Below are 21,331 nucleotides of genomic sequence, written 5' to 3'. Positions count from 1 at the left end.
TCTCGTCGATGGCGACCCGCCACCTGCTGGGCGACCTCGCGGCCCGGGCGGCGGATGCCGGCTTCGGCCTCCTCGAGATCGAATCGGTCGGCGGGGTCGACGCCGCGCGGCGGGTCGCCGCGGGGGAGCCGTTCGACCTCGTGTTCCTCGCCGCCGACGCGCTCGAGCGCCTGGCCGCCGCGGGGCACGTGGATGCGGCATCCGTCACCCCGATCGCCGTGTCGCAGGTCGCCGTCGCCGTTCCGGCAGCCGGCTCGATCGACGGCCCGGCCTTCGCGGACGCCGCAGGGGTGCGTGAGGCGCTCCGGGCGGCCACGCGCATCGGGTTCTCGACCGGCCCGAGCGGCACCGCGCTCCTCGCGCTGATCGAGGAGTGGGGCCTGAGCGCCGAGATCGGCGGTCGGCTCGTGCAGGCGCGGGCGGGCGTGCCCGTCGCGCAGCTGCTCGCGGACGGCGAGGTGGACCTCGGGTTCCAGCAGCTGAGCGAGCTCGCCGGCCAGCCGGGGATCCGCATCCTCGGGGTGCTCCCGCGCGACTGCGCGATCGACACCGTGTTCGCCGGTGCGGTGACCACGGACTCGCGCGCCGCGCGCGCGTTGCTGGCGTTCTTCGGGGGTCGTGCGGCGGCATCCGTCGTACGCGCCCACAGTTTCGACCCGCCCGCGTGAGCCGCGCGCCCTATGCTGGCGCCGTGACCCCCGCCGTTCCCCTGGACGACCGCGTCGTCCTGCGCTTCCTCGCGACGCCCGCCGACACCGCCGCCGGGGGGCGCTCGGTCGCGGCCGGCAGCGTCATGGAGTGGATCGACAAGGCCGGCTACGCGTGCGCGGTCGGGTGGGCGGGAGCGTATTGCGTCACGGCGTACGTCGGCAACGTGCGCCATCGCCGGCCGATTCCGCCGGGCAGCCTCATCGAGGTGCAGGCGCGTCTCGTGCACACCGGCCGGTCGAGCATGCACGTCGTCGTGACGGTGTCGTCGGCCGAGGTCAGCACGCGGGATTACACGCCCGCGACGACGTGCGTGCTGATCTTCGTCGCGAAGGGTGCCGACGGGCGGCCGACCGCCGTGCCGCAGTGGCAGCCGGTGTCGCGGTCCGACCGCAAGCTCGCCGAGGCCGCGCTCGAGCGCATGGACACGAGGGCGCGTATCAAGCAGCTCATGCTCGACGAGGAGTACACGGCCGACTCCGCCGCGCCGCAGACCACGCTGCGCTTCCTCGTGCCGACCGGCGTGGTGAACTTCGGGGGCAAAGCGCACGGCGGGACGGTCATGCGCTGGATCGACGAGGCCGCGTACGCGTGCGCCGTCGCGTGGGCGGGCGCCTCGGCGCAGGCCGATCACGCGGTCGGGGTGTATTCGGGCGGCATCCACTTCCTCGCGCCCGTGCGCATCGGCGATCTCGTCGAGGTCAGCGCGCGCATCGTGCTGACCGGACCGCACAGCATGCACATCAGCACGCGGGTCTCCACCGCCGATCCGCGCACCCCCGATGACCTGACCCTCACGACGCAGTGCCTGAGCGTGTTCGTCGTTCCCGGTGACGACGGCGTCGCGCTGCCGGTGCCGGTCTGGGAGCCGGTCCTCCCGGAGGACGTGCGTCTGCACGAGCACGCGCGCGAGATCGTGGCCCTGCGCGAGACGATCGTCCCGCTCGCCGCGTCCCTCACGCTCGAGCCGTAGCCGGGGGTTCTGCAGAACTCCACGGATCCGGTCTGATCAGGCCCGATCCCGCGCGAATCCGTCGATCAGCGTCTCGGTTCTGTGGAGTTCTGCAGGTGTGGGCTCGACCGGTTGTGCACGCGGCGACCGCTGCATGGCGCCGACGGGGCTGGTGCCGGAGGCGGCACTTCGGTTATTCTGTTCGATATACGTATGGGCGTGCGCAGAGCGAACACATTGGGGCGAAATGATTGACAAGACCGTCCGGAACGCCGCGGCGGCGGTCGCCGGCATCGCCGACGGCTCGACCATCATGATCGGAGGGTTCGGTCGCGCCGGACAGCCGGTCGAGCTCATCGATGCGCTCATCGCGCAGGGCGCGGGCGACCTCACGATCGTGGCGAACAACGCGGGCAACGGCGACACGGGCCTGGCGGCACTGTTGGCGGCGAAGCGCGTGCGCAAGATCATCTGCTCCTTCCCGCGCCAGCACGACTCCTGGGTGTTCGACGGCCTGTACCGCGCGGGCGAGATCGAACTCGAGATCGTGCCGCAGGGAAACCTCGCCGAGCGCATCCGCGCCGCGGGCGCCGGCATCGGGGCGTTCTTCTCGCCGACCGGCGTCGGCACCGAGCTCGCCGCAGGCAAAGAGGCCCGCACGATCGACGGCCGCGACTACGTGCTCGAATACCCCATCCGCGCCGACGTCGCCCTCATCAGCGCACTGAAGGCCGACCGCTGGGGCAACCTCGTCTACCGCGAGACCGCGCGCAACTTCGGTCCGATCATGGCGTCGGCCGCGACCACCTCGGTCGTGCAGGTCGATCAGATCGTGCCGCTCGGGTCGCTCGATCCCGAGACGGTCGTCACCCCCGGCATCTTCGTCGACCGCGTCGTCGCCGTCGACGAACGAGCCTGGCTTCACGGGGGAGCCTTCGTCGGAGGCGTCGATCTCGAGGGCCGGCCGGTGGCGGCATCCGTGAAGGGAGCAGCCGAGTGAGCACCCGCATCAGCCGCGAGGACCTCGCCCGGCGCATCGCCGCCGACATCCGCGAGGGCTCGTACGTGAACCTCGGCATCGGCGCGCCGACCCTCGTGGCCAACTTCCTGCCCGACGACCAGGAGATCGTCCTGCACACGGAGAACGGACTCCTCGGGATGGGGCCGGCGCCGGATGCCGCGCACGTCGACCCGGATCTGATCAACGCCGGCAAGCAGGCGGTGACCGCCCTTCCGGGTGCGGCGTACTTCCACCACGCGGACTCGTTCGGGATGATGCGCGGCGGCCATCTCGACGTATGCGTGCTCGGCGCGTTCCAGGTGAGCGAGACCGGCGACCTGGCGAACTGGTCGACCGGGGCGCCCGGCTCGATCCCCGCGGTCGGCGGCGCGATGGACCTCGCGATCGGCGCCAAAGCCGTCTACGTCATGACCGACCTGCTCACCAAGACCGGCGAGTCCAAGCTCGTCGTCGCGTGCACGTATCCGCTCACCGGCGTCGGCTGCGTCACCCGGGTCTACACCGACCACGCCGTGTTCGACGTGACGCCCGACGGGTTCGCGGTGCGCGAAGCGTTCGGCGACAACACGGTCGCGTCGCTGTCCGAGCTCACCGGTCTGACCCTTTCGGAAAGCGAGATCTGACATGCCCGCATCCTTCGTGTACGACGCCGTCCGCACCCCGTTCGGCCGGGCCGGCGGGGCACTGTCTTCCGTGCGACCGGACGACCTCGCCGCGGTCGTGATGCGCGCGATCGTCGAGCGGACCGGGCTCGACCCGGCGCGGGTGGACGACGTGATCTTCGGCGACGCGAACCAGGCCGGCGAGGACAACCGCAACGTCGCGCGATTCGGCGCGCTGCTCGCGGGTTTTCCGACGGCGGTGCCGGCTGTAACGGTGAACCGACTGTGCGGGTCGGCGGTGGAGGCCGTGATCCAGGGGTCGCGGGCGATCGAGGCGGGGGATGCCGAGGTCATCCTCGCCGGCGGGGTGGAGTCGATGAGCCGGGCGCCGTACGTCGTGGAGAAGTCCGCGAAGCCCTTTCCCGCGACCGGCAACCAGACAATGTGGAACACCGCGATCGGCTGGCGCATGACGAACCCCGCGCTGCGCAAGGACTGGACGCTCTCGAACGGGCAGTCGGCCGAGAAGCTCGCCGAGATCTACGGCATCTCGCGAGATGCGCAGGACGCGTTCGCGCTGCGCAGCCACCGGCTGGCAGCCCTGGGGTGGGATGCCGGAGCCTACGAAGGCGAGATCGTGCAGGTCCCGGGGCATGAGCTGGAGATGGATGAAGGCATCCGGGTCGACACGACACTCGAGAAGCTCGGCGGCCTCACGGCGCTCTTCGCGGCGGAGGGATCGGTGACCGCGGGAAACTCGTCCTCGATCAACGACGGAGCCTCGGCGCTGCTGCTCGGCGCGGAAGGCGTGCTCGACGGTGAGCCGCTCGCGCGCATCGCCGGCCGCGCGGCGTTCGGCAACGACCCCGACGTCTTCGGTGTCGCGCCGGTCGAGGCCGCGAACCGCGCCCTCGCACGGGCCGGCAGGACGTGGGCCGATGTCGATGTCGTCGAGCTCAACGAGGCGTTCGCGTCGCAGAGTCTCGCGTGCCTGCAGTTGTGGCCCGAGCTGGATCCCGAGAGGGTGAACATCCACGGCGGCGCGATCGCGATCGGGCATCCGCTCGGCGCATCGGGCGGCCGCATCATCGGCCACGCGGCGCACGAGCTCGCGCGCCGCGGCGGCGGCGTCGCGGTGGCCGCGATCTGCATCGGGGTCGGCCAGGGGCTCGCCGTCGTGCTGGAGCGGTGAGGGACGCGTGCGCAACTCCTCAGTTTCGGGCGGATGCGACCCGTCCCGGGCCGAAATGCAGAGTCTGAGCACCGATACTGAGGAGTTCTGCACGCCCGCGATCGGTAGGGTGAGCCGGTGAGCGAGACCGCAGCGGCATCGAACGGCGATTTCGTGCAGTCGCTGGCCCGCGGTCTCGCAGTGATCCGCGCGTTCGACGCTGAGCACGCAGAGCTGACCCTCAGCGACGTCGCTCGCCGCGCGGACATGACCCGGGCTGCAGCGCGCAGGTTCCTCCTCACCCTCCAGACGCTCGGATACGTCGCCTCCGACGACCGGTCCTTCCGGCTGACACCGCGCGTGCTCGAACTCGGATTCAGCTACCTGTCCTCCCTCTCGCTCCCCGAGATCGTGCAGCCGCATCTCGAGTCGCTGTCCCGTGAGGTCGGCGAGAGCGTGTCCGCCGCAGTCCTGGACGGCACGGACATCGTCTACGTCGCCCGCGTCCCGACCCGCCGCATCATGAGCGTGCGCATCACGATCGGCACGCGCTTCCCGGCGTACGCGACGAGTATGGGGCGCGTTCTGCTGGCGGGGCTGCGCCCGTCCGATGCGGATGCCGTGCTCACGGCATCCGATCTTCGTCCGCTGACCGAACGCACGCTCGCCGAACCCGAGGTGTTGCGGGAGGAGCTCGCCGCCGTGCGCGCGCAGGGCTGGGCACTCGTCGACGGCGAGCTCGAGCCCGGTCTGCGCTCGGTCGCCGTGCCGCTGCACGGCCGCGACGGGCGCGTGGTCGCGGCGGTGAACGTGTCCACGAGCGCGACCCGGGATTCGGTCGAGCACGTGCGGGACGCGTATCTCCCCGCGCTCCGGGCAGCCGCCGCCGCGATCGATGCCGAGCTGCACCTGGTCTGACCGACCTCCCTCTTCCGCCGAGGTGGTCCCTCTTCCGCCGAGGTGGTGCATCTTCTCCCGAGGTGGTGCATCTTCTCCGGAGGTGGTGCATCTTCTCCCGAGGTGGTGCACACCATCTCGTGGATAAACCCACCATCTCGGGGGGAAACCCGCCATCTCGGGGGAAGACATCGCATCCCCTTCGCCGAGCCGGGGCACCCGTATTCGCTGCAGGTGATGTACGCCGAGACGCCGCCGTTCCAGCTTGATCCCGAGCACCCGGCTGCCGGGAACAAGTGGGGCCGAGATGGTGGCTTCTGCGCCGAGGTGGTGCCCACCATCTCGGCGGGAAACCCACCATCTCGGCGGGGCGGGGCGGGGCGGGGCGGGGCGGGGCGGGGCGGGGCGGTCACCCGGGGTCAGGCGGAGCCGCTCCAGGGAGCCGGGACGATGACCCACAGCACGGTCGCGGGGCCGCCTTCGACCTGCCACGTGTGCGGCTCCCGGCCCGGGAACGTGAGCGCGTCGCCGGCGTGCACCGTCACACTGCGGTCGGAGAAGCGCACCGTCAGGGTCCCGGAGACGACGTGCAGCACCTCGACGTCGCAGTTGATCGTGTACAGGTCGCTGCCGCCGTGGGCGTCCGCCGCAAGCTCGGAGCGCAGCAGCTGCACGCGCTGCTCGCTCCGGGGCGACATGAGCCGCTCGTCGGCGGCGAACCCGCCGAGGTTTATCCGGGGCGCCGAATCGTAGGCGACGTGCTGCACTTCGGGTTCCGCGAACAGAGCGCCCATCGGCAGGGAGAGCACCTGGCAGAGCTGCACGAGCGTGGCCACGCTCGGCGAGGTCTCATCGCGCTCCACGCGACTGAGGAATCCCTTGGACAGCCCGGTCGTCTCGGCGACCTGCCCGAGCGACATGCCCTGCGACGTCCTGGCGGCACGCAGCTTGGCGCCGATCGGTCGCGCGTTCTCGTCCGCGGTCGGGTGAATCGCGCGCACCGGGCCTCCTCGACGAAGAGCGGACTCTTGACGCGCCCGGGGTGTGCGCGTATCGTCCCCTCAGATGTTGTCTCCAGAGTATCGAAAGTTGCCAAATATGCAACCCTCGCCGAACGGCACGTCGTCGGACCCGGATTCCGCCCCCCGGGGCCCGGTCGACGCCAGCCTCGTTCCTCGCTTCGCCGGCATCGCGACCTTCGCCCGGCTCCCGCGGCTGGACGAGGTCGACCACGCCGATATCGCCGTGGTCGGCATCCCCTTCGACAGCGGGGTCAGCTACCGGCCCGGCGCGCGCTTCGGGCCCGCGCACGTCCGGGAGGCCTCGCGCCTGCTCCGTCCGTACAACCCCGCGCAGGACGTCTTCCCCTTCGGAGCGCAGCAGGTCGCGGACGCCGGCGACCTCGTGGCGAACCCGTTCGACATCTCGGCCGCCGTCGCCGAGATCGAGACCGGCGCGCGCGAGCTCGGCGCTCGGGCCGACCGGCTCGTCGTGATCGGTGGAGACCACACGGTCGCGCTCCCGCTGCTGCGGGCGATCCACGCGCAGCACGGTCCCGTCGCCGTCCTGCACTTCGATGCGCACCTGGACACGTGGGACACGTATTTCGGGGCTCCCACCACCCACGGCACACCCTTCCGCCGCGCGTCGGAAGAAGGGCTGATCGATCTGACGGCCAGCATGCACGTCGGCATCCGCGGACCCCTGTACGACAAGGGCGACCTCGAGGACGACGCGCGTCTCGGCTTCGCGATCATCACGAGCGAGTTCGTCGAGGAGAACGGCGTCGCCGCCGCCGTAGACCGCATCCGCGCCCGCGTCGGCACCGCGCCGCTGTACATCTCGATCGACATCGACGTGCTCGATCCCGCCCACGCTCCCGGCACCGGCACCCCTGAGGCCGGCGGACTCACGAGTCGTGAACTGCTCCGGATGCTGCGGGCGCTCACCGATCTGCGCATCGTCGGGGCCGACGTCGTCGAGGTCGCACCGGCGTATGACCACGCGCAGCTCACCGCGGTCGCCGCGAGCCATGTCGTGTACGAACTGCTGAGCGCGATGGCGCCGCGCGGCGCGGAGGAGACGCGATGAGCGCGACCGTCCCGTCCGAGCAGGACGTCCTGGACGCGGCATCCGCGATCGTCGACGCCTTCGCCCGCACCGACACCGACGCCTACTTCGGCGGCTTCGCGCCGGAGGCGACGTTCGTCTTCCACACCGAGTCCGCGCGCTTGAACAGCCGTGCCGAGTACGAGCGGCTCTGGGCGGGCTGGCTCGCCGAGGGGTGGCGGGTCTCATCGTGCCGGTCCACGGACCAGCACGTGCAGTCCTTCCCCGGCGGCGCGGTGTTCACCCACGCCGTGGCCACCTCTGTGGAGACCCCCGACGGCCCCGAGTCGTACCGCGAACGCGAAACCATCGTCTTCACCACCCAGGACGGCGGCCTGGTCGCCGTCCACGAGCACCTGTCGCCGCTGCCCGACGCGGCGTCCCGATAGCACCGACCCCCTGAAGGAGCCCGAAGATGTCGCTCTACGCCCGCCTCGAGAACAGACTTGCGGAGCAGTCCGATGATGCCGGAGCCGTGCGCGGCACGTACTCCGGACGACGGATGCTGATGATCTGGCTCGCCGCGAACCTCGTCGTCACCACTCTGCTGACCGGAACGCTCTTCGTTCCGGACGTGCCGTACGGACTCGTGCTGGCGCTCATCGTCGGTGGCACGGTCCTCGGCGCAGCCGTGCTGGTGCTGATCGGCGCGATCGGCACGCGTACGGGCCTGCCGACCATGGCCCTCACCCGGGGCCCGTTCGGCACGCGCGGGAGCCTCCTGCCCGTGGCGGCGAACGTCGTGATCCTCATGGGCTGGAGCTGGGTGCAGGCGATGCTCGCCGGCATCTCGCTGGACTACATCGTCGCGACGCTCACCGGGTTCTCCAGCCCGGTGATCTTCGCGGTGCTGTGTCAGACGATCGTGGTGATCCTCGCGATCTTCGGCCACGCCGGAGTCGCGCGTGTCGAGCCGTGGTTGGCGGCGATCATCCTCGCGATCGCGGCATACGTCTTCTTCGTGGCGTTCACGTCGTTCGGACCCGCCGATTTCGCGGCGATCCCGGCGCCGGCGGAGCCGTTCTACTCGCCGGGCCTCGTCTTCGACGTCGTCCTGGCGACCGCGATCTCATGGACCGTCCTGTCGGCGGACTTCAACCGCTTCGCCCGCAGCACGCGCGCGGGTGCGATCGGATCCGGCGTCGGCTACACCCTGTCCACGGTCATCTCGATGTCGCTGGGTGCGACCGCGATCGGCTACGTGGTCCTGAGCGGCGGCGAACCCGTCGCGTTCGATCCGGTGACGATCATCGAGCCCTTCGGTGCACTGTTCGCCGTCGCGATCTTCCTGTCGGTCATGGCCACGAACACGATGGTCGTCTACGGCATGGTCACGACCGTCGTGAATGCGATCCCGGGGCGCCGGGTGCCGTTCCTTGCGACCGCCCTCATTCTGGGCGTCATCTCGATCATCGGCGCCACCTTCTTCGGACTGCTCGCGCAGTTCACGACGTTCCTGGTGACGATCGGCGCGCTGTTCGCGCCGGTGTTCGCGATCATGATCGTCGACTACTACCTGATCAAGCGCGGGTCGTACACCCAGGACATCCTGCGTGACAGGGGCGGACGCTACTGGTACCGCGGCGGCGTCAACTGGCTCGCGGTCGGCGCGTGGCTCGTCGGCGCGGTGCTGGCGTACGTGTGGGCCTACGTCTGGCCGCTGCCGTTCGGTGCGACCCTGCCCTCGTTCGTCGTGACGTTCGTGCTCTACCTGCTCCTCTCGCTTCCGGGTCGCACGACGGGCGGCTTCGCGCCGGCGCAGAGCCTCGCGACGGTTCAGCATGAGCGCTGAGCTGCGCGGCGAAGCGCCCCGCCTGCTGCGCGACCTCAGTCACGCCATCGTCGACGGGATGCCGGTGTACCCGGGTGACCCGTCCGTCCACGTCGGCGCGGCCCTGACCGTCGGTCATGACGGCGTCGATGTCGCCGAGGTCCGGATGGGCTCGCACACGGGCACCCATCTCGACGCCCCGTCGCACACGATCCCGGGCGGGCGGACGATGGCCGAGATCGCGCTGGCGGAGCTGTACGGCGAGGCGCTCGTCATCCGGGTGGACGGACTCGCGGACGGCGAGACCTACGACTGGGCCCGGCTCGAACGGTCCGGTGCGATCCCCGCGGTCGTGCCGCCCATCGTCGTGATCGACACCGGGTGGGCGCGGTGGTTCGACGACGAGCGCAGGCTCCGTCACCCCGCGCTTGCGGCGTCCGCCGCCCGCGAACTCGTCGCCCGAGGCATGTGCGTGCTCGCCGTCGACACGCTGAGTCCCGACCCGACCGGAGGCGAGGAGTTCCCGGTGCACGAGGAAGTCCTCGGGCGGGACCGGCTCATCGTGGAGAACCTGTGCGGCCTGGAGGGGCTGCCGTCCCGGGTCACGATCGGGTTCTTCCCGCTCAAGCTCGGAGTCGACGGCGCCCCGGTGCGGGCCGTCGCGTTCCTCGCGGACGGCGATACGCTCGTGCGCAGCTGACCGTCGGGTCCTTCGTCGGTCGCCATCTCGCGCGGAAACGCACCATTTCGGCGGCGAAGCCACCATCTCGGCGGGGATACGCTCGGGCACGGAGGAACCAGACCGAGAAGGAGACCGCACCGTGAGCCTGGACGTCGCCGCCCTGCGTGAGAGCTTCCCGTCCCTGCGATCGGGCATCGCCCACTTCGACGGGCCGGGCGGGACGCAGACCCCCCGCGCGGTCGGCGAGGCGATCGCACGCACGCTCACCGGGCCGCTGTCCAACCGCGGTACCTCGGTGGCGAGCGAGCGCAACGCCGACGAGGCCGTCGGCGCATTCCGCGCGGCGATCGCCGACCTCCTGGGCGCCGACCCGCGCGGGGTCGTCTTCGGCCGCAGCGCCACTCAGCTCACGTACGACCTCTCCCGCGCGCTTGCGAAGACCTGGGTCGAGGGCGACGAAGTCGTCGTCACCGAGCTCGATCACGACGCGAACGTCCGCCCTTGGATCCAAGCGGCCGAAGCCCGCGGGGTCACCGTCCGTTGGCTGCGCCTCGATCCGGCCACGGCAGAACTCGATGTGAGCGACCTCGACGGGGTCGTGAACGAGCGCACGCGGCTGGTCGCCGTCACGGCGGCATCCAATCTCCTCGGCACGATCCCGCCGGTGGCGGCGATCGCGGCCCGTGCGCACGAGGTCGGTGCGCTCGTCTACGTCGACGGCGTGCACCACGCGGCGCACGCGTTCGTCGACATCGCCGCACTCGGGGCCGATCTGTTCGTCTGCTCGCCCTACAAGTTCTTCGGGCCCCACTGCGCCGCGCTCGCGGCATCGCCCGCCCTCCTGGAGTCGCTCCGCCCCGACAAGCTGCTGCCCTCGACGGATGCCGTGCCCGAGCGCTTCGAGCTGGGCACGCTGCCCTACGAGACGATGGCGGGCGTCACGGCGGCGATCGAGTTCATCGCGGATGCCGCGGCCTCGACGGTCGGCGGCCGACGCGAGCGCCTGAACCGGGCGTTCGCGCTCTTCCACGCCCATGAGACCGTGCTGCGCGAGCGCATCGAGGACGCGCTCGCCGGGTTCGGCGAGCGGGTGACCCTGCACTCCCGGGCGATGAGCCGAACCCCGACGCTGTTCTTCACGTTCGCCGATCGCGATGCGGGCGAGGCCGCCCGATTCCTGGCCGCGCGAGACGTCCTCGCGCCGGCCGGCAGCTTCTACGCCCACGAGCCGTTCCGCGCGCTGGGCGTCCCGGTCGTCGCGGGGATGCGCGTCGGACTCGCGGCCTACAACGACGATCGCGACGTCGACCGGCTGCTGGAGGGGCTCGCGGACTTCGTCTGACAAGGTCGGTTCCCGACGTCGGCCGTCGGTGGCACACTGGGCGCATGGCAGGAGCGAAGACCGTCCCGACCGACGCCAGTGTTCCGGACTTCCTGAATGCGGCGACCCCCGCCCGCCGCGTCCGTGAGGGTCACGACCTCGCCGAGCTCTTCCGGCAGGTCACCGGCGTGGAACCGGTCATGTGGGGACCCTCGATCGTCGGCTTCGGCAGCTCCGATACCGCCGCGGGGGCGAGCTGGCCGAAGGTGGCCTTCTCGCCGCGCAAGGCGCAACTGACGATCTACGGGCTGAAGGACGCGCCCGAAGGCGAGGCGCTGCTGCCCGAGCTCGGCACGTTCACCGAGGGCGCCGGCTGCGTCTACCTCAAGAAGCTCGAAGACGCCGATCCCGACGTCCTCCGTCGGCTGGTCGAGATCGCCTGGGCCCGGGCCTAGCCGCTCAGGCGGACTCGCGCACCACGAGTTCGACCGGCAGCACGATCCGGTCGACGCCGTTCACATCGGGGATGCCGTCGCCCGTGGCGACCGCCAGATCCGGGCGCGCGATCGAGAGGAGCAGTCGCGCCATCGCGCGCCCCTGCCGAACGGTCTGCTGCCGGATCGTTGTGAGCGGCGGCTCCGCCGCGGCGGCAAGCGGAATGTCATCGAAGCCGACGACGGCGACGTCGTCGGGAACGCGGCGGCCGGCCCGGCGGAGGGCGCGCAGGGCTCCGAAGGCCATCAGGTCGGATGCCGCGAACAGGCCGTCGATGTCAGCCGAGCGCTCGAGCAATTGCTCGGTCGCCGATTCTCCTCCGGTCTGTGTGAAGTCGCCGTGCTCGACCAGCGCCGGATCGAACGCGTCGCCGAGCGCCGCGCGGAAGCCGTCGAGGCGGTCGGTCGCCGCCGACATGTCCTCGGGGCCGGCGACGGTCGCGATGCGACGGCAGCCGCGCGCGATCAGGTGCTCGGCTGCCAGACGTGCTCCTCCGACGTTGTCGTTGTCGACGTACGGCACCTCGATGTCGGTCTGCACGGGCCTGCCGCCGATCACGAGGGGGACTCCGGCCGCGGCCATGGCGGCGGGGATCGGGTCGTGGTCGGCGTGCTCCGAGATCAGCAGGACGCCGTCGAGGGGAGCGGTCCGCAGATACCGCTGGATGCGGTCGAGGTCGGGGTAGGACTGCGCCATCAGGAGCGTGGTCTGCAGCCCGGCATCCATGAGCTCCTGACTGACCCCGCGGATGATCGCCGAGAAGAACGGGTCGCCGAAGACCCGCGGGTCCGGTTCGGCGGCGACGAGCGCGATCGTGTCGGTGCGGTGGGTGACCAGGCTCCGGGCGGCGTGGTTCGGGACGTACCCCATCTCGTCGATCGCCTTCTCGACCCGAGCGCGGGTGTCCGGGTCGACGGAGGGGACGCGGTTCACGACTCGTGACACAGTGGCGCGGGAGACGCCCGCGACGGCCGCGACCTGCTCGAGGTTGGGTCGGCCGGTGCCGCGGCCGGCGGGGCGGGTGGGCAGGGCCATGCGCACCTTCCCCTCGAGACTGCGACCGTGGACGCAGTGATGCTACTCCGCCCGGGGGCGCGGCGCCCGTTCCGCGCCGAGTGCACGGCTCCGCGCCGAGTGCACGGCGTGTGTGCGTTCCTGTCCCGTTCGCTCGGCAAGAGCTCGTGCATTAGGCGACGACGCGGGGCGGGACGGGCAGGTCAGCGCAGGGTCTGGCGCTCCGGCGCGACGTCGATCGACCCGATCGCCGCGAAGCCGCGCGCCATCGCGCGGGCGGGCTCGGTGAACAAGCTCCCCTGTACGCGCAGCGACGTGATTCGCAGCGATTCCTCCCGCGTCAGGTCGAACCAGCCGCACACGATGTCGACCCCGTGGGGTGTGACCCGCCACACCTTGTCGGCATCCTTGACGACGGCATCCGAGGGGGAGAGCGCAACCGACCGGGAGTCGTGTCCGTCGATGATCTCAACGACGCGCGCGACCAGCTCTGCGGGACGGCCGAGCTCCGACAACACGGACGACGCGATCCGAGCGCCCTCGACCTCATGCCGGCGCACGAGGTCCGGCCGTCCGCCGCCCGGCGCGATCGCCTCCAGAATCAGCGCCTCCGACACCGTGGACCAGCCGGTGTCGTGCAGAAGGATCGCGGGCAGCACGACGTCGGGGTCGGCATCCGGCACGAGGGGGAGGAGGGCGCGCGCGATTCCGTACGCGTACAGCGTGTGGCTGTCGTTGTTGCGGACCGCGAGGTGCGGGGCGGCGAGCCGCCACACGGCGGCATCCGCTTCGCGCAGGGATATCACGCCGGGCACGTCGGATGCCGGCGGGATGTGCGCGCGGATGTCCCGGTTCAGGCGCGTCGACGTCGGCGAGCTCATGCGGGTCACACTCCCAGCCGCAGCGGCCCGCAGGCAAGTACGCTTCCGCTCATCGGAAGTGCGAGCGCTCGCCGAGGAGCGCTCCGAGGCGAGGAGGCCGACATGGCCGGCGGAGTGAGCAGTCCGGGGCAGACGGTGGCGGGCCGGATGCTGTCGATCCTGGCGGTGTTCGAGCAGTCGCTCTCGCCGCGCAGCCTCACCGAGATCAGTCAGGAGACGGGACTCGCGCTCAGCACGACCCACCGCCTGCTCGCCGAGCTCGAGGACTGGGGTGCGCTCCAGCGCGACGACAACGGCCGCTACCAGATCGGCCTGCGCCTGTGGGAGCTCGGCCAGCACGCGGGCCGGCAGGTGCGCGACATCGCCCGTCCGCTCCTGCAGGACCTCTACAGCCTCACGCAGGAGACCGTCCACATCGCCGTCCGCGAGCGCACCGAGGCGCTCTACATCGACCGCGTGTACGGCTCGCGGCGCGTGCCGCAGGCCTCCCGCGTGGGCGGGCGGCTGCCGCTGCACGCCACGGCGGTGGGGAAGGTGCTCCTGGCCCATGAGGAGTCCTGGCTGCGCGAGGCGGTCCTCGCCCAGCCGCTGGAGAGCCGCACCCCGAAGACGCACGTCGATCCCGACGCCCTGCGGATCGAGCTGGACGTCATCCGCGCCCGTGGCTACGCCCTGACCGCCGATGAGGTGCGCCTGGGCTCCGCCTCGATCGCGGTGCCGATCTTCCAGCGCGACGGGGGCATCGGGGCTGCCCTGGGACTCGTGACCGCTGCCGACACCGCGGAGGGGCTGGAGCGGCACCTGCCGGCGATGCGCGGCATCGCGCATCGCATCGAGCGCAGCGTCGGCGGCTTCTCCCTGCGAGCCGTGAGGCCGGAGCCCCGCGGCCCGGAGCACCTCATTTCCACTCAGCGGAAGTCCGCTACCGGCGGCGCGAAGGGCGGAGGTGGAATGTGACCAGCGCACCCAGTGGTGCCCCTGCACCGGCGCAGAACGAAGGAGTCGTCATGGCAGCATCCCGCACCGACCTGCACGAGGCGGCGCCCTCGAGGGCCGCGGATGCCGCTTGCCCCGTCGACCACACGGCCTTCACCGCCGGCGCCGACCACCACGGGTACGAGCCGTTCGACATGACCGACCCCTTCCCCGCCTACGAGCGCCTGCGCCGCGAAGAGCCCGTCATGTACGACGAGCGGGTCGGTCTCTGGGTCGTCACACGCTGGGCCGACGTCCGCGCCGTGTTCGACGACTGGGAGACCTTCTCGAGCGAGAACGCGCAGGCCCCGGTGCGCGAGCGCGGCCCGGAAGCGACGCGGATCATGAAGGAGGGGGGCTTCACGGCGTACTCCGGCCTGTCGGCCCGCATCCCCCCGGACCACACCCGCATCCGCGCGATCGCCCAGCGCGCGTTCACGCCGCGGCGGTTCAAGGCGCTTGAGCCGACGATCCGCGAGAACACGCGTGCCGCGCTGCGGCGCATGCTCGCCACCCCCGAGCGGCAGGGCGACTTCCTCCGCGACATCGCCTTCGACATCCCGACGATCACGATCCTCACGCTCCTCGGCGTCGACCCCGCGATGGTGCCCACGTACAAGCGCTGGTCGGACTCGCGGGGCGCGATGACGTGGGGCGACCTCAGCGACGAGCAGCAGATCCCGCACGCGCACAACCTCATCGAGTACTGGCAGGAGTGCCAGCGCCTGGTCGTCGAAGCCCACCAGGAGGGCGGCGACAGCCTGATCGCGGACCTCGTCGAAGCCCAGGGTGCTGGCGCCGAGATCACCGATCATGAGATCGCCTCGCTCTGCTACAGCCTGCTGTTCGCCGGCCACGAGACGACGACGACCCTGATCGCGAACTCGATCCGCGTCCTCCTCGGCCACCGGGCGGCATGGGAGGCGATCGTCGCCGATCCGTCCCGCATCCCGTCGGCGATCGACGAGGTCCTCCGCTACAGCGGCTCGATCGTCGCCTGGCGCCGCAAGGCCCTCCGCGACACCGAGATCGGAGGAGTGCCGATTCCCGAGGGCGCCGGCATCCTGCTCGTGATGGGCTCGGCCAACCGCGACGAGGACGTGTTCGCCCACCCCGACGTGTTCGACATCGACCGCACCGACGCGCGCAACCACATGTCGTTCGGATACGGCATCCACTACTGCCTCGGCAACATGCTCGCCAAGCTCCAGGACCGCATCGTCCTCGAAGAGACGGCAGCCGCCGTGCCGAGCCTGCGCCTGACCGGCGCCCCGATCGCATTCGGCGAGAACCTCTCCTTCCGCGTCCCCACGTCCGTCCCCGTCACCTGGGAGGCCTGACATGTCAGAGCGCCTGTTCACCCGCTTCTTCGACGAGACCGGCCCCGCACCGATCGAGCTCCTCGGCGGCAAGTGCGCCTCGCTCGTCGCCCTCACGACGGCCGGGATGCCGGTCCCTCCCGGCTTCGCGATCACCACGGACGCGTACACGGCCTTCATCGAGAGCTCCGGCATCGCCGACGACATCCACGCCCTGCTCGCCACGATCGACCCCGACGACGTCGAGAGCATCGACCGGGTCTCCGCGCAGATCCGCGACGAGATCCTCAAGCGCCCGGTGCCGCCGGAGATCCACGACGAGTTCTCCGAGGCGTACGCCGCGCTGCAGTCGCGCTTCGCCGAGGAGACCCCGGTCGCCGTCCGCTCCTCCGCCACGGCTGAGGACCTGCCCGATGCGAGCTTCGCCGGCCAGCAGGACACCTACCTCTGGCTCATCGGTCGCGACGAGGTCGCCGAGCACGTGCGGCGCTGCTGGGCGTCGCTGTACACGTCCCGCGCGATCGTCTACCGCTTGCGCGCCGGGATCCCGAACGAAGGCCTGTCGATGGCGGTCGCGGTGCAGAAGATGGTCGACGCGAAGGCCGCCGGCGTCGCGATGACCGTCGACCCGTCCAACGGTGACCGGTCCACGATCGTGATCGACGCCGCGTGGGGGCTCGGCGAGCTCGTCGTCTCGGGCCTGGTCACCCCCGACAATCTGCACGTCGACAAGGTCATGCTCACGATCTCGGCGGAACACCTGGGCGACAAGCACATCGAGCTGGTTCCGGATGCCGACGCCCGCGGCATCCGCGAGCACGAGGTCGAGCCCGATCGGCGCAGCGTCCGGTGCCTGACCGACGCGGAGGTGACGGCGGTCGCCGCGATGGCCAAACGCGCCGAGAAGCACTTCGGCTCACCGCAGGACATCGAGTGGGCGATCGACCGGGGGCTCCCGGACGGCGAGAACCTGCTGCTTCTGCAGTCGCGCCCCGAGACGGTCTGGGCTTCCAAGGCGAGCGAGAAGGCCCCGTCGACCTCCGGCTTCGGCATCGCGAGCATCACCCAGTCGCTCATGGCCCAGATCGGCCGCTGAGCAGACCCCGCACGACAACCCGCATCACCCGAACAACCCGAACCGCAACCCGAAAGGCCCGACATGTCACAGGCGACCGCTGTCCTCTCACCCGCGAAGAACGCCTTCCCGAGCCCCTACGAGCAGCCGGCTCCCGCCGGCGCCGAGGGCTGGAAGGACCTCTACGCCTACAACCTGGTCTTCCAGGACAACCGTCGCGAGACCGAGGAGGCGAAGTTCTGGTTCTGCGACAGCCAGCACTGGCCCACCGTCACGAAGCCGTTCGAGACGATCGGGTTCGAGTTCGCCGTCGGGTGTCTCGGCCAGTACAACTCCCGGCAGCTGCTGATCCCGACGGCGAACGGCATCGAGTACCGCATCCACAACGGGTACGTCTTCATGTCGCCCGTCGCCGTCGACCCGCAGCACATCGAGGCGCGCGTCCCGCAGTTCATGCAGCGCGCCGGCCATTACTTCCAGAACTGGGAGAGCCTGCTGGCCAACTGGCACACGAAGCTCAAGGCCACGATCGACGAGCTCGAGTCCATCGAGTTCGCCGCCCTTCCGGATGCGATCGCGATCGACGACGTGCTCAGCGGCAAGGGCACCGGCCCCTCCACCGAGCTCCTTGCCGACTACGACCGCCTCATCGCGCTGGCCTACCGCGCGTGGCAGTACCACTTCGAGTTCCTGAACCTCGGCTACGTCGCGTACCTCGACCTCTTCATGTTCTGCAAGGAGGTCTTCCCCCGCATCCCCGACCAGGCGATCGCGACGATGGTGCAGGGCGTCGACATGGAGCTGTTTCGTCCCGACGACGAGCTGAAGAACCTCGCGAAGATCGCGGTACGCGACGGACTCGTTGCTCATTTCGCCGACACGTCGGATGCCGCCGCCCTGCTCGCGGCGATCGCTGCCGACCCCGCCGGCGAGGCATGGACGCAGGCGTGGCAGGGCGCCCAGGACCCGTGGTTCAACTTCACGACCGGAAACGGCTTCTACGCGCACGACGAGTACTGGCGCGACGTGCCCGAGACTCCGCTCGCGTTCGTCAAGGGCTACATCGAGCGGCTGCAGAACGGCGCCGACATCGACCGGCACGTCGATGAGCTCATCGCCGAGCGCGACCGCATCACCGGGGAGTACGCCGAACTGCTGGACGGCGAGGCTCTGGAGACCTTCCACGGCAAGCTGGGCCTCGCGCGCACGGTGTACCCGTACGTGGAGAACCACAACTTCCACATCGAGCACTGGACGATGGGCGTCTTCTGGCGCAAGGCCCGCCAGCTCTCGGCCGTGCTGCACGCGCAGGGCTTCTGGCCGCAGGCGAACGACATGTTCTATCTCCGCCGCGACGAGGTGCGCGAAGCGCTCTTCGACTACGTGAACGCGTGGATGGTCGGCGCGCCCGCGATCGGACCCGACTACTGGCCCGCCGAGATCGAGCGTCGCCGCGGGATCATCGAGGCGCTCTCCACCGCCCGCCCGCAGCCGGCGCTGAACACGCCCCCCGCGGTGATCACCGAACCCTTCACGCTCATGCTGTGGGGCATCACCGACGACCAGATCCAGAACTGGCTCGGCAAGGGCGACGTCCCCGAAGGCACCCTCAAGGGGATGGCCGCCTCACCGGGCATCGCCGAGGGGCCCGCCCGCGTGATCTCCAGCGCCGACCAGCTCGCCGACGTGCAGGAGGGCGAGATCCTCGTGGCTCCCGTCACCGCGCCCAGCTGGGGACCGATCTTCGGGAAGATCCGCGCGACCGTCACCGACATCGGCGGAATGATGAGCCACGCCGCGATCGTCTGCCGCGAATACGGCATGCCCGCCGTCACCGGCACCGGCACCGCGTCCTCCGAAATCCGCACCGGTCAGATGCTGCGCGTGGATGGCAACTCCGGCACCGTGACGGTCCTCGACTGAGGCGCGCGACCGTGACCGACACCACGACATCGTCCTCCCCGGCTCCGCCGCGCACCGTGATCGTCACGGGCGCCGCGGGAGGGCTCGGGCGCGCGTTCGCCGAGGCGTTCGCCCGCCGGGGCGATGTCGTGGTGATCGCCGACATCGATCGGACCGGTGCCGAGCGAGCGGCGTCCGAGCTCGCCGCCGAGGGTCTCGACGTCGTCGGCACCGGCGTCGACGTGACGGATGCCGCCTCTTCGGCCTCCCTCGCGGCTCTGGCCGCGGCATCCGGTCCCGGCGGGATCGACGTCGTCGTGAACAACGCGGCGATCTATGCGACCCTCACGCGGTCGCCCTTCGAGGAGATCGACGAAGCGGAGTGGGATCGTGTGATGGCCGTGAACCTCAAGGGTCCGTGGCAGATCGCCCGGGCGTGCTCGCCGCACCTGAACGACGACGGCCGCATCGTGAACGTGTCCTCCGCGACCGTGCTGAGCGGGTCCGCCCACTGGGCGCACTACGTCGCGTCGAAAGCCGGCGTGATCGGCCTCACGCGCGTGCTCGCGAAAGAGCTCGGAGCCCGCGGGATCACGGTGAACGCCGTCGCGCCCGGATTCACGCTCACCGAGGCGAGCCACGGGCTGATCGAGGATGCCGCGTCGTACGGCATCGAGCGGGGATCCATCAAGCGTCCCATCCAGCCCGACGACATCGTCGGCGCCGTCCTCTTCCTCGCCGGTCCGGACGCCGCCTTCATCACCGGTCAGACCCTCGTCGTCGACGGCGGCCGGCAGTTCATCTAGACATTCCAAGGAGCAGCAATGAGCAGAGTCGTCTACACCGCCGATGACGGCAGCGTCACGACGATCGACGGACGACCCGGCGACTCGGTCATGGAGACCGCCGTCCGCAACGGCGTCCCCGGCATCGTCGGCGAATGCGGCGGCAGCCTGTCCTGTGCGACGTGCCACGTTTTCGTCGCTCCGGACACGCTCGAGCTGGTGGGCGGTCCGGGCGATCTCGAGGACGAGATGCTCGACGGCACCGCCGTGGACCGCCGGGAGAGCTCACGGCTGTCGTGCCAGATCAAGCTCGTCGACGGGTGCGAGTACCACGTCACGACGCCGAGCGAGCAGCTCTGATGCAGACCACGCTCATCGTCGGCACGTGCCAGGCGGGCGTGCAGCTCGCCGCGACGCTGCGCGACCTCGGCGACGCCGATCCGATCGTCATGATCGGCGAGGAGGGGCACCGCCCGTACCAGCGGCCGCCGTTGTCGAAGGGGTGGCTCAAGGGCGAGCTCGAGCCCGACGACGTGATCCTGCGCACCCGCCAGTGGTACGAGGATCGCGACATCCAGCTCATCGCGGGCGATCGCGTCGTCACGATCCACCGCGAGCCCGGCGGCTCCGGCGTCGCCCACACGCTCGGCGGGCGGCAGATCCCGTTCACGCGGCTGGCGCTCACCACGGGAGCGTCCGCGCGGCGACTCGCTCTGCCCGGCACCGACTACCGCGGCGTGCACTACCTGCGCGATGCGGACGACGCGATCTCGCTCGGCCCGGCGCTCGCCGAGCCCGGTGCCGAGCGCGTCGTCGTGACCGGCGGCGGCTTCATCGGCCTGGAGGCGGCGGCGGTCGCCCGGCAGCTCGGCAAGAAGGTGACGCTCGTCGAAGGGACCGGGCGCCTCATCGGCCGCGTGGTCGCCGAGCCGACGAGCGACTTCTACCTCGCGGCCCACCGCCGGCGCGGCACGGAGGTGATCCTCGGCGCGCGGCTCGCGCGGATCCTCGGAGAGGATGCTTCCGCCGCGGGGCGGCGCGGTTCGGTCACCGGCGTCGAGCTCGAGGACGGTCGTGTGCTCCCGGCGGACCTCGTCGTGGTCGGCATCGGCGTGATCCCGCGGGTCGAGCTCGCCGTGCAGCTCGGCCTCGACGTCGCCGGCGGCATCGTCGTCGACTCCGCGTGCCGCGCGTCGGACGGACGCACCGTCGCCGCCGGCGACTGCGCGATCATGCCGAACCCGTACCCCGCAGGTCTCGGCGGCATGATCCGCATCGAGAGCGTCAACAACGCCCTCGAGCAGGCGAAGATCGCCGCAGCGACGCTGCTCGGTCAGGACGCGTCGTACTCGACGGTGCCGTGGTTCTGGTCGGACCAGGCGGACCTCAAGCTGCAGATCGCCGGGCTCTCGGCCGGCTACGACTCCGTGGTCGTGCGGGGCGAACCGGATTCCGAGAGGTTCGCCGTCCTGTACTACCGCGACGGGCGGCTCATCGCCGCCGACTGCGTCAACCAGCCCGCCGAGTTCCTCGCGATCAAGCAGGCGCTCGCCAAGGGCAGGACCATCCCCCCGCTCGCCGCCGCCGACACCGGCGTGCCGCTGAAGCAATCCGTCGTCGACGCCCCCGTGGCGCTCGCATCCTGAGGTGA

The 21,331-nt window shown here is 70.8% G+C and carries 22 protein-coding genes; 19 read left to right on the top strand and 3 right to left on the bottom strand.

The features are described 5' to 3' along the window. The first annotated feature begins 8 nt into the window (after positions 1 to 8). The 6 genes from AB0P18_RS01150 (at position 9) to AB0P18_RS01125 (ending at position 5,372) form a co-directional block, all read left to right on the top strand. Positions 9 to 668, top strand: a complete 660-nt coding sequence (locus AB0P18_RS01150; protein WP_363358548.1) for a substrate-binding domain-containing protein — start codon at positions 9 to 11, stop codon at positions 666 to 668. A 23-nt stretch (positions 669 to 691) separates the two neighbouring features. Continuing rightward, positions 692 to 1,681 carry a hotdog domain-containing protein gene (locus tag AB0P18_RS01145; RefSeq protein ID WP_344050370.1) on the top strand — a complete coding sequence of 330 codons (990 nt, stop codon included), beginning with the start codon at positions 692 to 694 and terminating at the stop codon, positions 1,679 to 1,681. Positions 1,682 to 1,907: 226 nt separating this feature from the next. Continuing rightward, positions 1,908 to 2,660 carry a 3-oxoacid CoA-transferase subunit A gene (locus tag AB0P18_RS01140; protein WP_363358547.1) on the top strand — a complete coding sequence of 251 codons (753 nt, stop codon included), beginning with the start codon at positions 1,908 to 1,910 and terminating at the stop codon, positions 2,658 to 2,660. After that, a complete protein-coding gene (locus AB0P18_RS01135; protein ID WP_363358546.1) occupies positions 2,657 to 3,304 on the top strand; it encodes a 3-oxoacid CoA-transferase subunit B in 648 nt (215 codons plus the stop codon). Before AB0P18_RS01140 ends, AB0P18_RS01135 begins: the two co-directional genes overlap by 4 nt. 1 nt (position 3,305) lies before the next feature. Continuing rightward, positions 3,306 to 4,475, top strand: a complete 1,170-nt coding sequence (locus tag AB0P18_RS01130) for a thiolase family protein (RefSeq protein ID WP_363358545.1) — start codon at positions 3,306 to 3,308, stop codon at positions 4,473 to 4,475. A 117-nt stretch (positions 4,476 to 4,592) separates the two neighbouring features. After that, entirely contained in the window at positions 4,593 to 5,372 is a 780-nt protein-coding gene (locus tag AB0P18_RS01125) for an IclR family transcriptional regulator C-terminal domain-containing protein (protein ID WP_363358544.1), read from the top strand. Positions 5,373 to 5,770: 398 nt separating this feature from the next. On the opposite strand, the gene AB0P18_RS01120 is transcribed toward AB0P18_RS01125, so the two are convergent. Then, positions 5,771 to 6,352: a helix-turn-helix domain-containing protein gene (locus tag AB0P18_RS01120; RefSeq protein ID WP_363358543.1), complete on the bottom strand. Its 582-nt coding sequence runs from the start codon at positions 6,350 to 6,352 to the stop codon at positions 5,771 to 5,773. A 97-nt stretch (positions 6,353 to 6,449) separates the two neighbouring features. Between AB0P18_RS01120 and speB the strand changes: the two genes are divergently transcribed. The 6 genes from speB to AB0P18_RS01090 all read left to right on the top strand — a co-directional run bounded on the left by speB (position 6,450) and on the right by AB0P18_RS01090 (position 11,689). Then, complete coding sequence (gene speB, locus AB0P18_RS01115) at positions 6,450 to 7,442, top strand: agmatinase (RefSeq protein ID WP_363358542.1); 993 nt, start codon at positions 6,450 to 6,452, stop codon at positions 7,440 to 7,442. Then, the gene (locus tag AB0P18_RS01110; protein ID WP_344056010.1) at positions 7,439 to 7,849 is read left to right on the top strand and encodes a nuclear transport factor 2 family protein; all 411 of its coding nucleotides are present in this window, start codon (positions 7,439 to 7,441) and stop codon (positions 7,847 to 7,849) included. Before speB ends, AB0P18_RS01110 begins: the two co-directional genes overlap by 4 nt. A gap of 26 nt (positions 7,850 to 7,875) precedes the next feature. After that, complete coding sequence (locus AB0P18_RS01105; RefSeq protein ID WP_363358541.1) at positions 7,876 to 9,252, top strand: cytosine permease; 1,377 nt, start codon at positions 7,876 to 7,878, stop codon at positions 9,250 to 9,252. Then, positions 9,242 to 9,931: a cyclase family protein gene (locus tag AB0P18_RS01100; protein WP_363358540.1), complete on the top strand. Its 690-nt coding sequence runs from the start codon at positions 9,242 to 9,244 to the stop codon at positions 9,929 to 9,931. The genes AB0P18_RS01105 and AB0P18_RS01100 overlap by 11 nt, the downstream gene beginning before the upstream one ends. A gap of 121 nt (positions 9,932 to 10,052) precedes the next feature. Beyond that, complete coding sequence (locus tag AB0P18_RS01095; protein ID WP_363358539.1) at positions 10,053 to 11,255, top strand: cysteine desulfurase-like protein; 1,203 nt, start codon at positions 10,053 to 10,055, stop codon at positions 11,253 to 11,255. 44 nt (positions 11,256 to 11,299) lie between these two features. Next, positions 11,300 to 11,689, top strand: coding sequence for a DUF1801 domain-containing protein (locus AB0P18_RS01090; RefSeq protein ID WP_344056006.1), 390 nt, complete (start codon positions 11,300 to 11,302; stop codon positions 11,687 to 11,689). A gap of 4 nt (positions 11,690 to 11,693) precedes the next feature. Here AB0P18_RS01090 and AB0P18_RS01085 read toward each other — a convergent pair whose 3' ends face one another. Then, a complete protein-coding gene (locus AB0P18_RS01085; protein ID WP_363358538.1) occupies positions 11,694 to 12,764 on the bottom strand; it encodes a LacI family DNA-binding transcriptional regulator in 1,071 nt (356 codons plus the stop codon). Between the two features lie 182 nt (positions 12,765 to 12,946). Then, entirely contained in the window at positions 12,947 to 13,624 is a 678-nt protein-coding gene (locus tag AB0P18_RS01080) for an HD domain-containing protein (RefSeq protein WP_363358537.1), read from the bottom strand. A 102-nt stretch (positions 13,625 to 13,726) separates the two neighbouring features. Between AB0P18_RS01080 and AB0P18_RS01075 the strand changes: the two genes are divergently transcribed. From AB0P18_RS01075 to AB0P18_RS01045, 7 genes are all read left to right on the top strand, one after another. After that, a complete protein-coding gene (locus tag AB0P18_RS01075) occupies positions 13,727 to 14,581 on the top strand; it encodes an IclR family transcriptional regulator (RefSeq protein ID WP_363358536.1) in 855 nt (284 codons plus the stop codon). 50 nt (positions 14,582 to 14,631) lie between these two features. Further along, positions 14,632 to 15,939: a cytochrome P450 gene (locus AB0P18_RS01070; protein ID WP_363358535.1), complete on the top strand. Its 1,308-nt coding sequence runs from the start codon at positions 14,632 to 14,634 to the stop codon at positions 15,937 to 15,939. Position 15,940: 1 nt separating this feature from the next. Next, on the top strand, positions 15,941 to 17,014 hold the full coding sequence (locus AB0P18_RS01065) for a PEP/pyruvate-binding domain-containing protein (protein ID WP_363358534.1): 1,074 nt from the start codon (positions 15,941 to 15,943) through the stop codon (positions 17,012 to 17,014). 63 nt (positions 17,015 to 17,077) lie between these two features. Then, entirely contained in the window at positions 17,078 to 18,916 is a 1,839-nt protein-coding gene (locus AB0P18_RS01060) for a PEP-utilizing enzyme (RefSeq protein ID WP_363358533.1), read from the top strand. 11 nt (positions 18,917 to 18,927) lie between these two features. Beyond that, complete coding sequence (locus AB0P18_RS01055; protein ID WP_344055999.1) at positions 18,928 to 19,701, top strand: SDR family oxidoreductase; 774 nt, start codon at positions 18,928 to 18,930, stop codon at positions 19,699 to 19,701. 18 nt (positions 19,702 to 19,719) lie between these two features. After that, complete coding sequence (locus AB0P18_RS01050) at positions 19,720 to 20,040, top strand: 2Fe-2S iron-sulfur cluster-binding protein (RefSeq protein ID WP_344055998.1); 321 nt, start codon at positions 19,720 to 19,722, stop codon at positions 20,038 to 20,040. After that, on the top strand, positions 20,040 to 21,326 hold the full coding sequence (locus AB0P18_RS01045; RefSeq protein ID WP_363358532.1) for an FAD-dependent oxidoreductase: 1,287 nt from the start codon (positions 20,040 to 20,042) through the stop codon (positions 21,324 to 21,326). The genes AB0P18_RS01050 and AB0P18_RS01045 overlap by 1 nt, the downstream gene beginning before the upstream one ends. Positions 21,327 to 21,331 lie beyond the last annotated feature (5 nt).

Origin of the sequence: Microbacterium sp. NPDC064584, assembly GCF_040687315.1 — a bacterium.
Classification (GTDB): domain Bacteria; phylum Actinomycetota; class Actinomycetes; order Actinomycetales; family Microbacteriaceae; genus Microbacterium; species Microbacterium lacus.
This window is presented reverse-complemented; position numbering and strand designations above follow the sequence as displayed.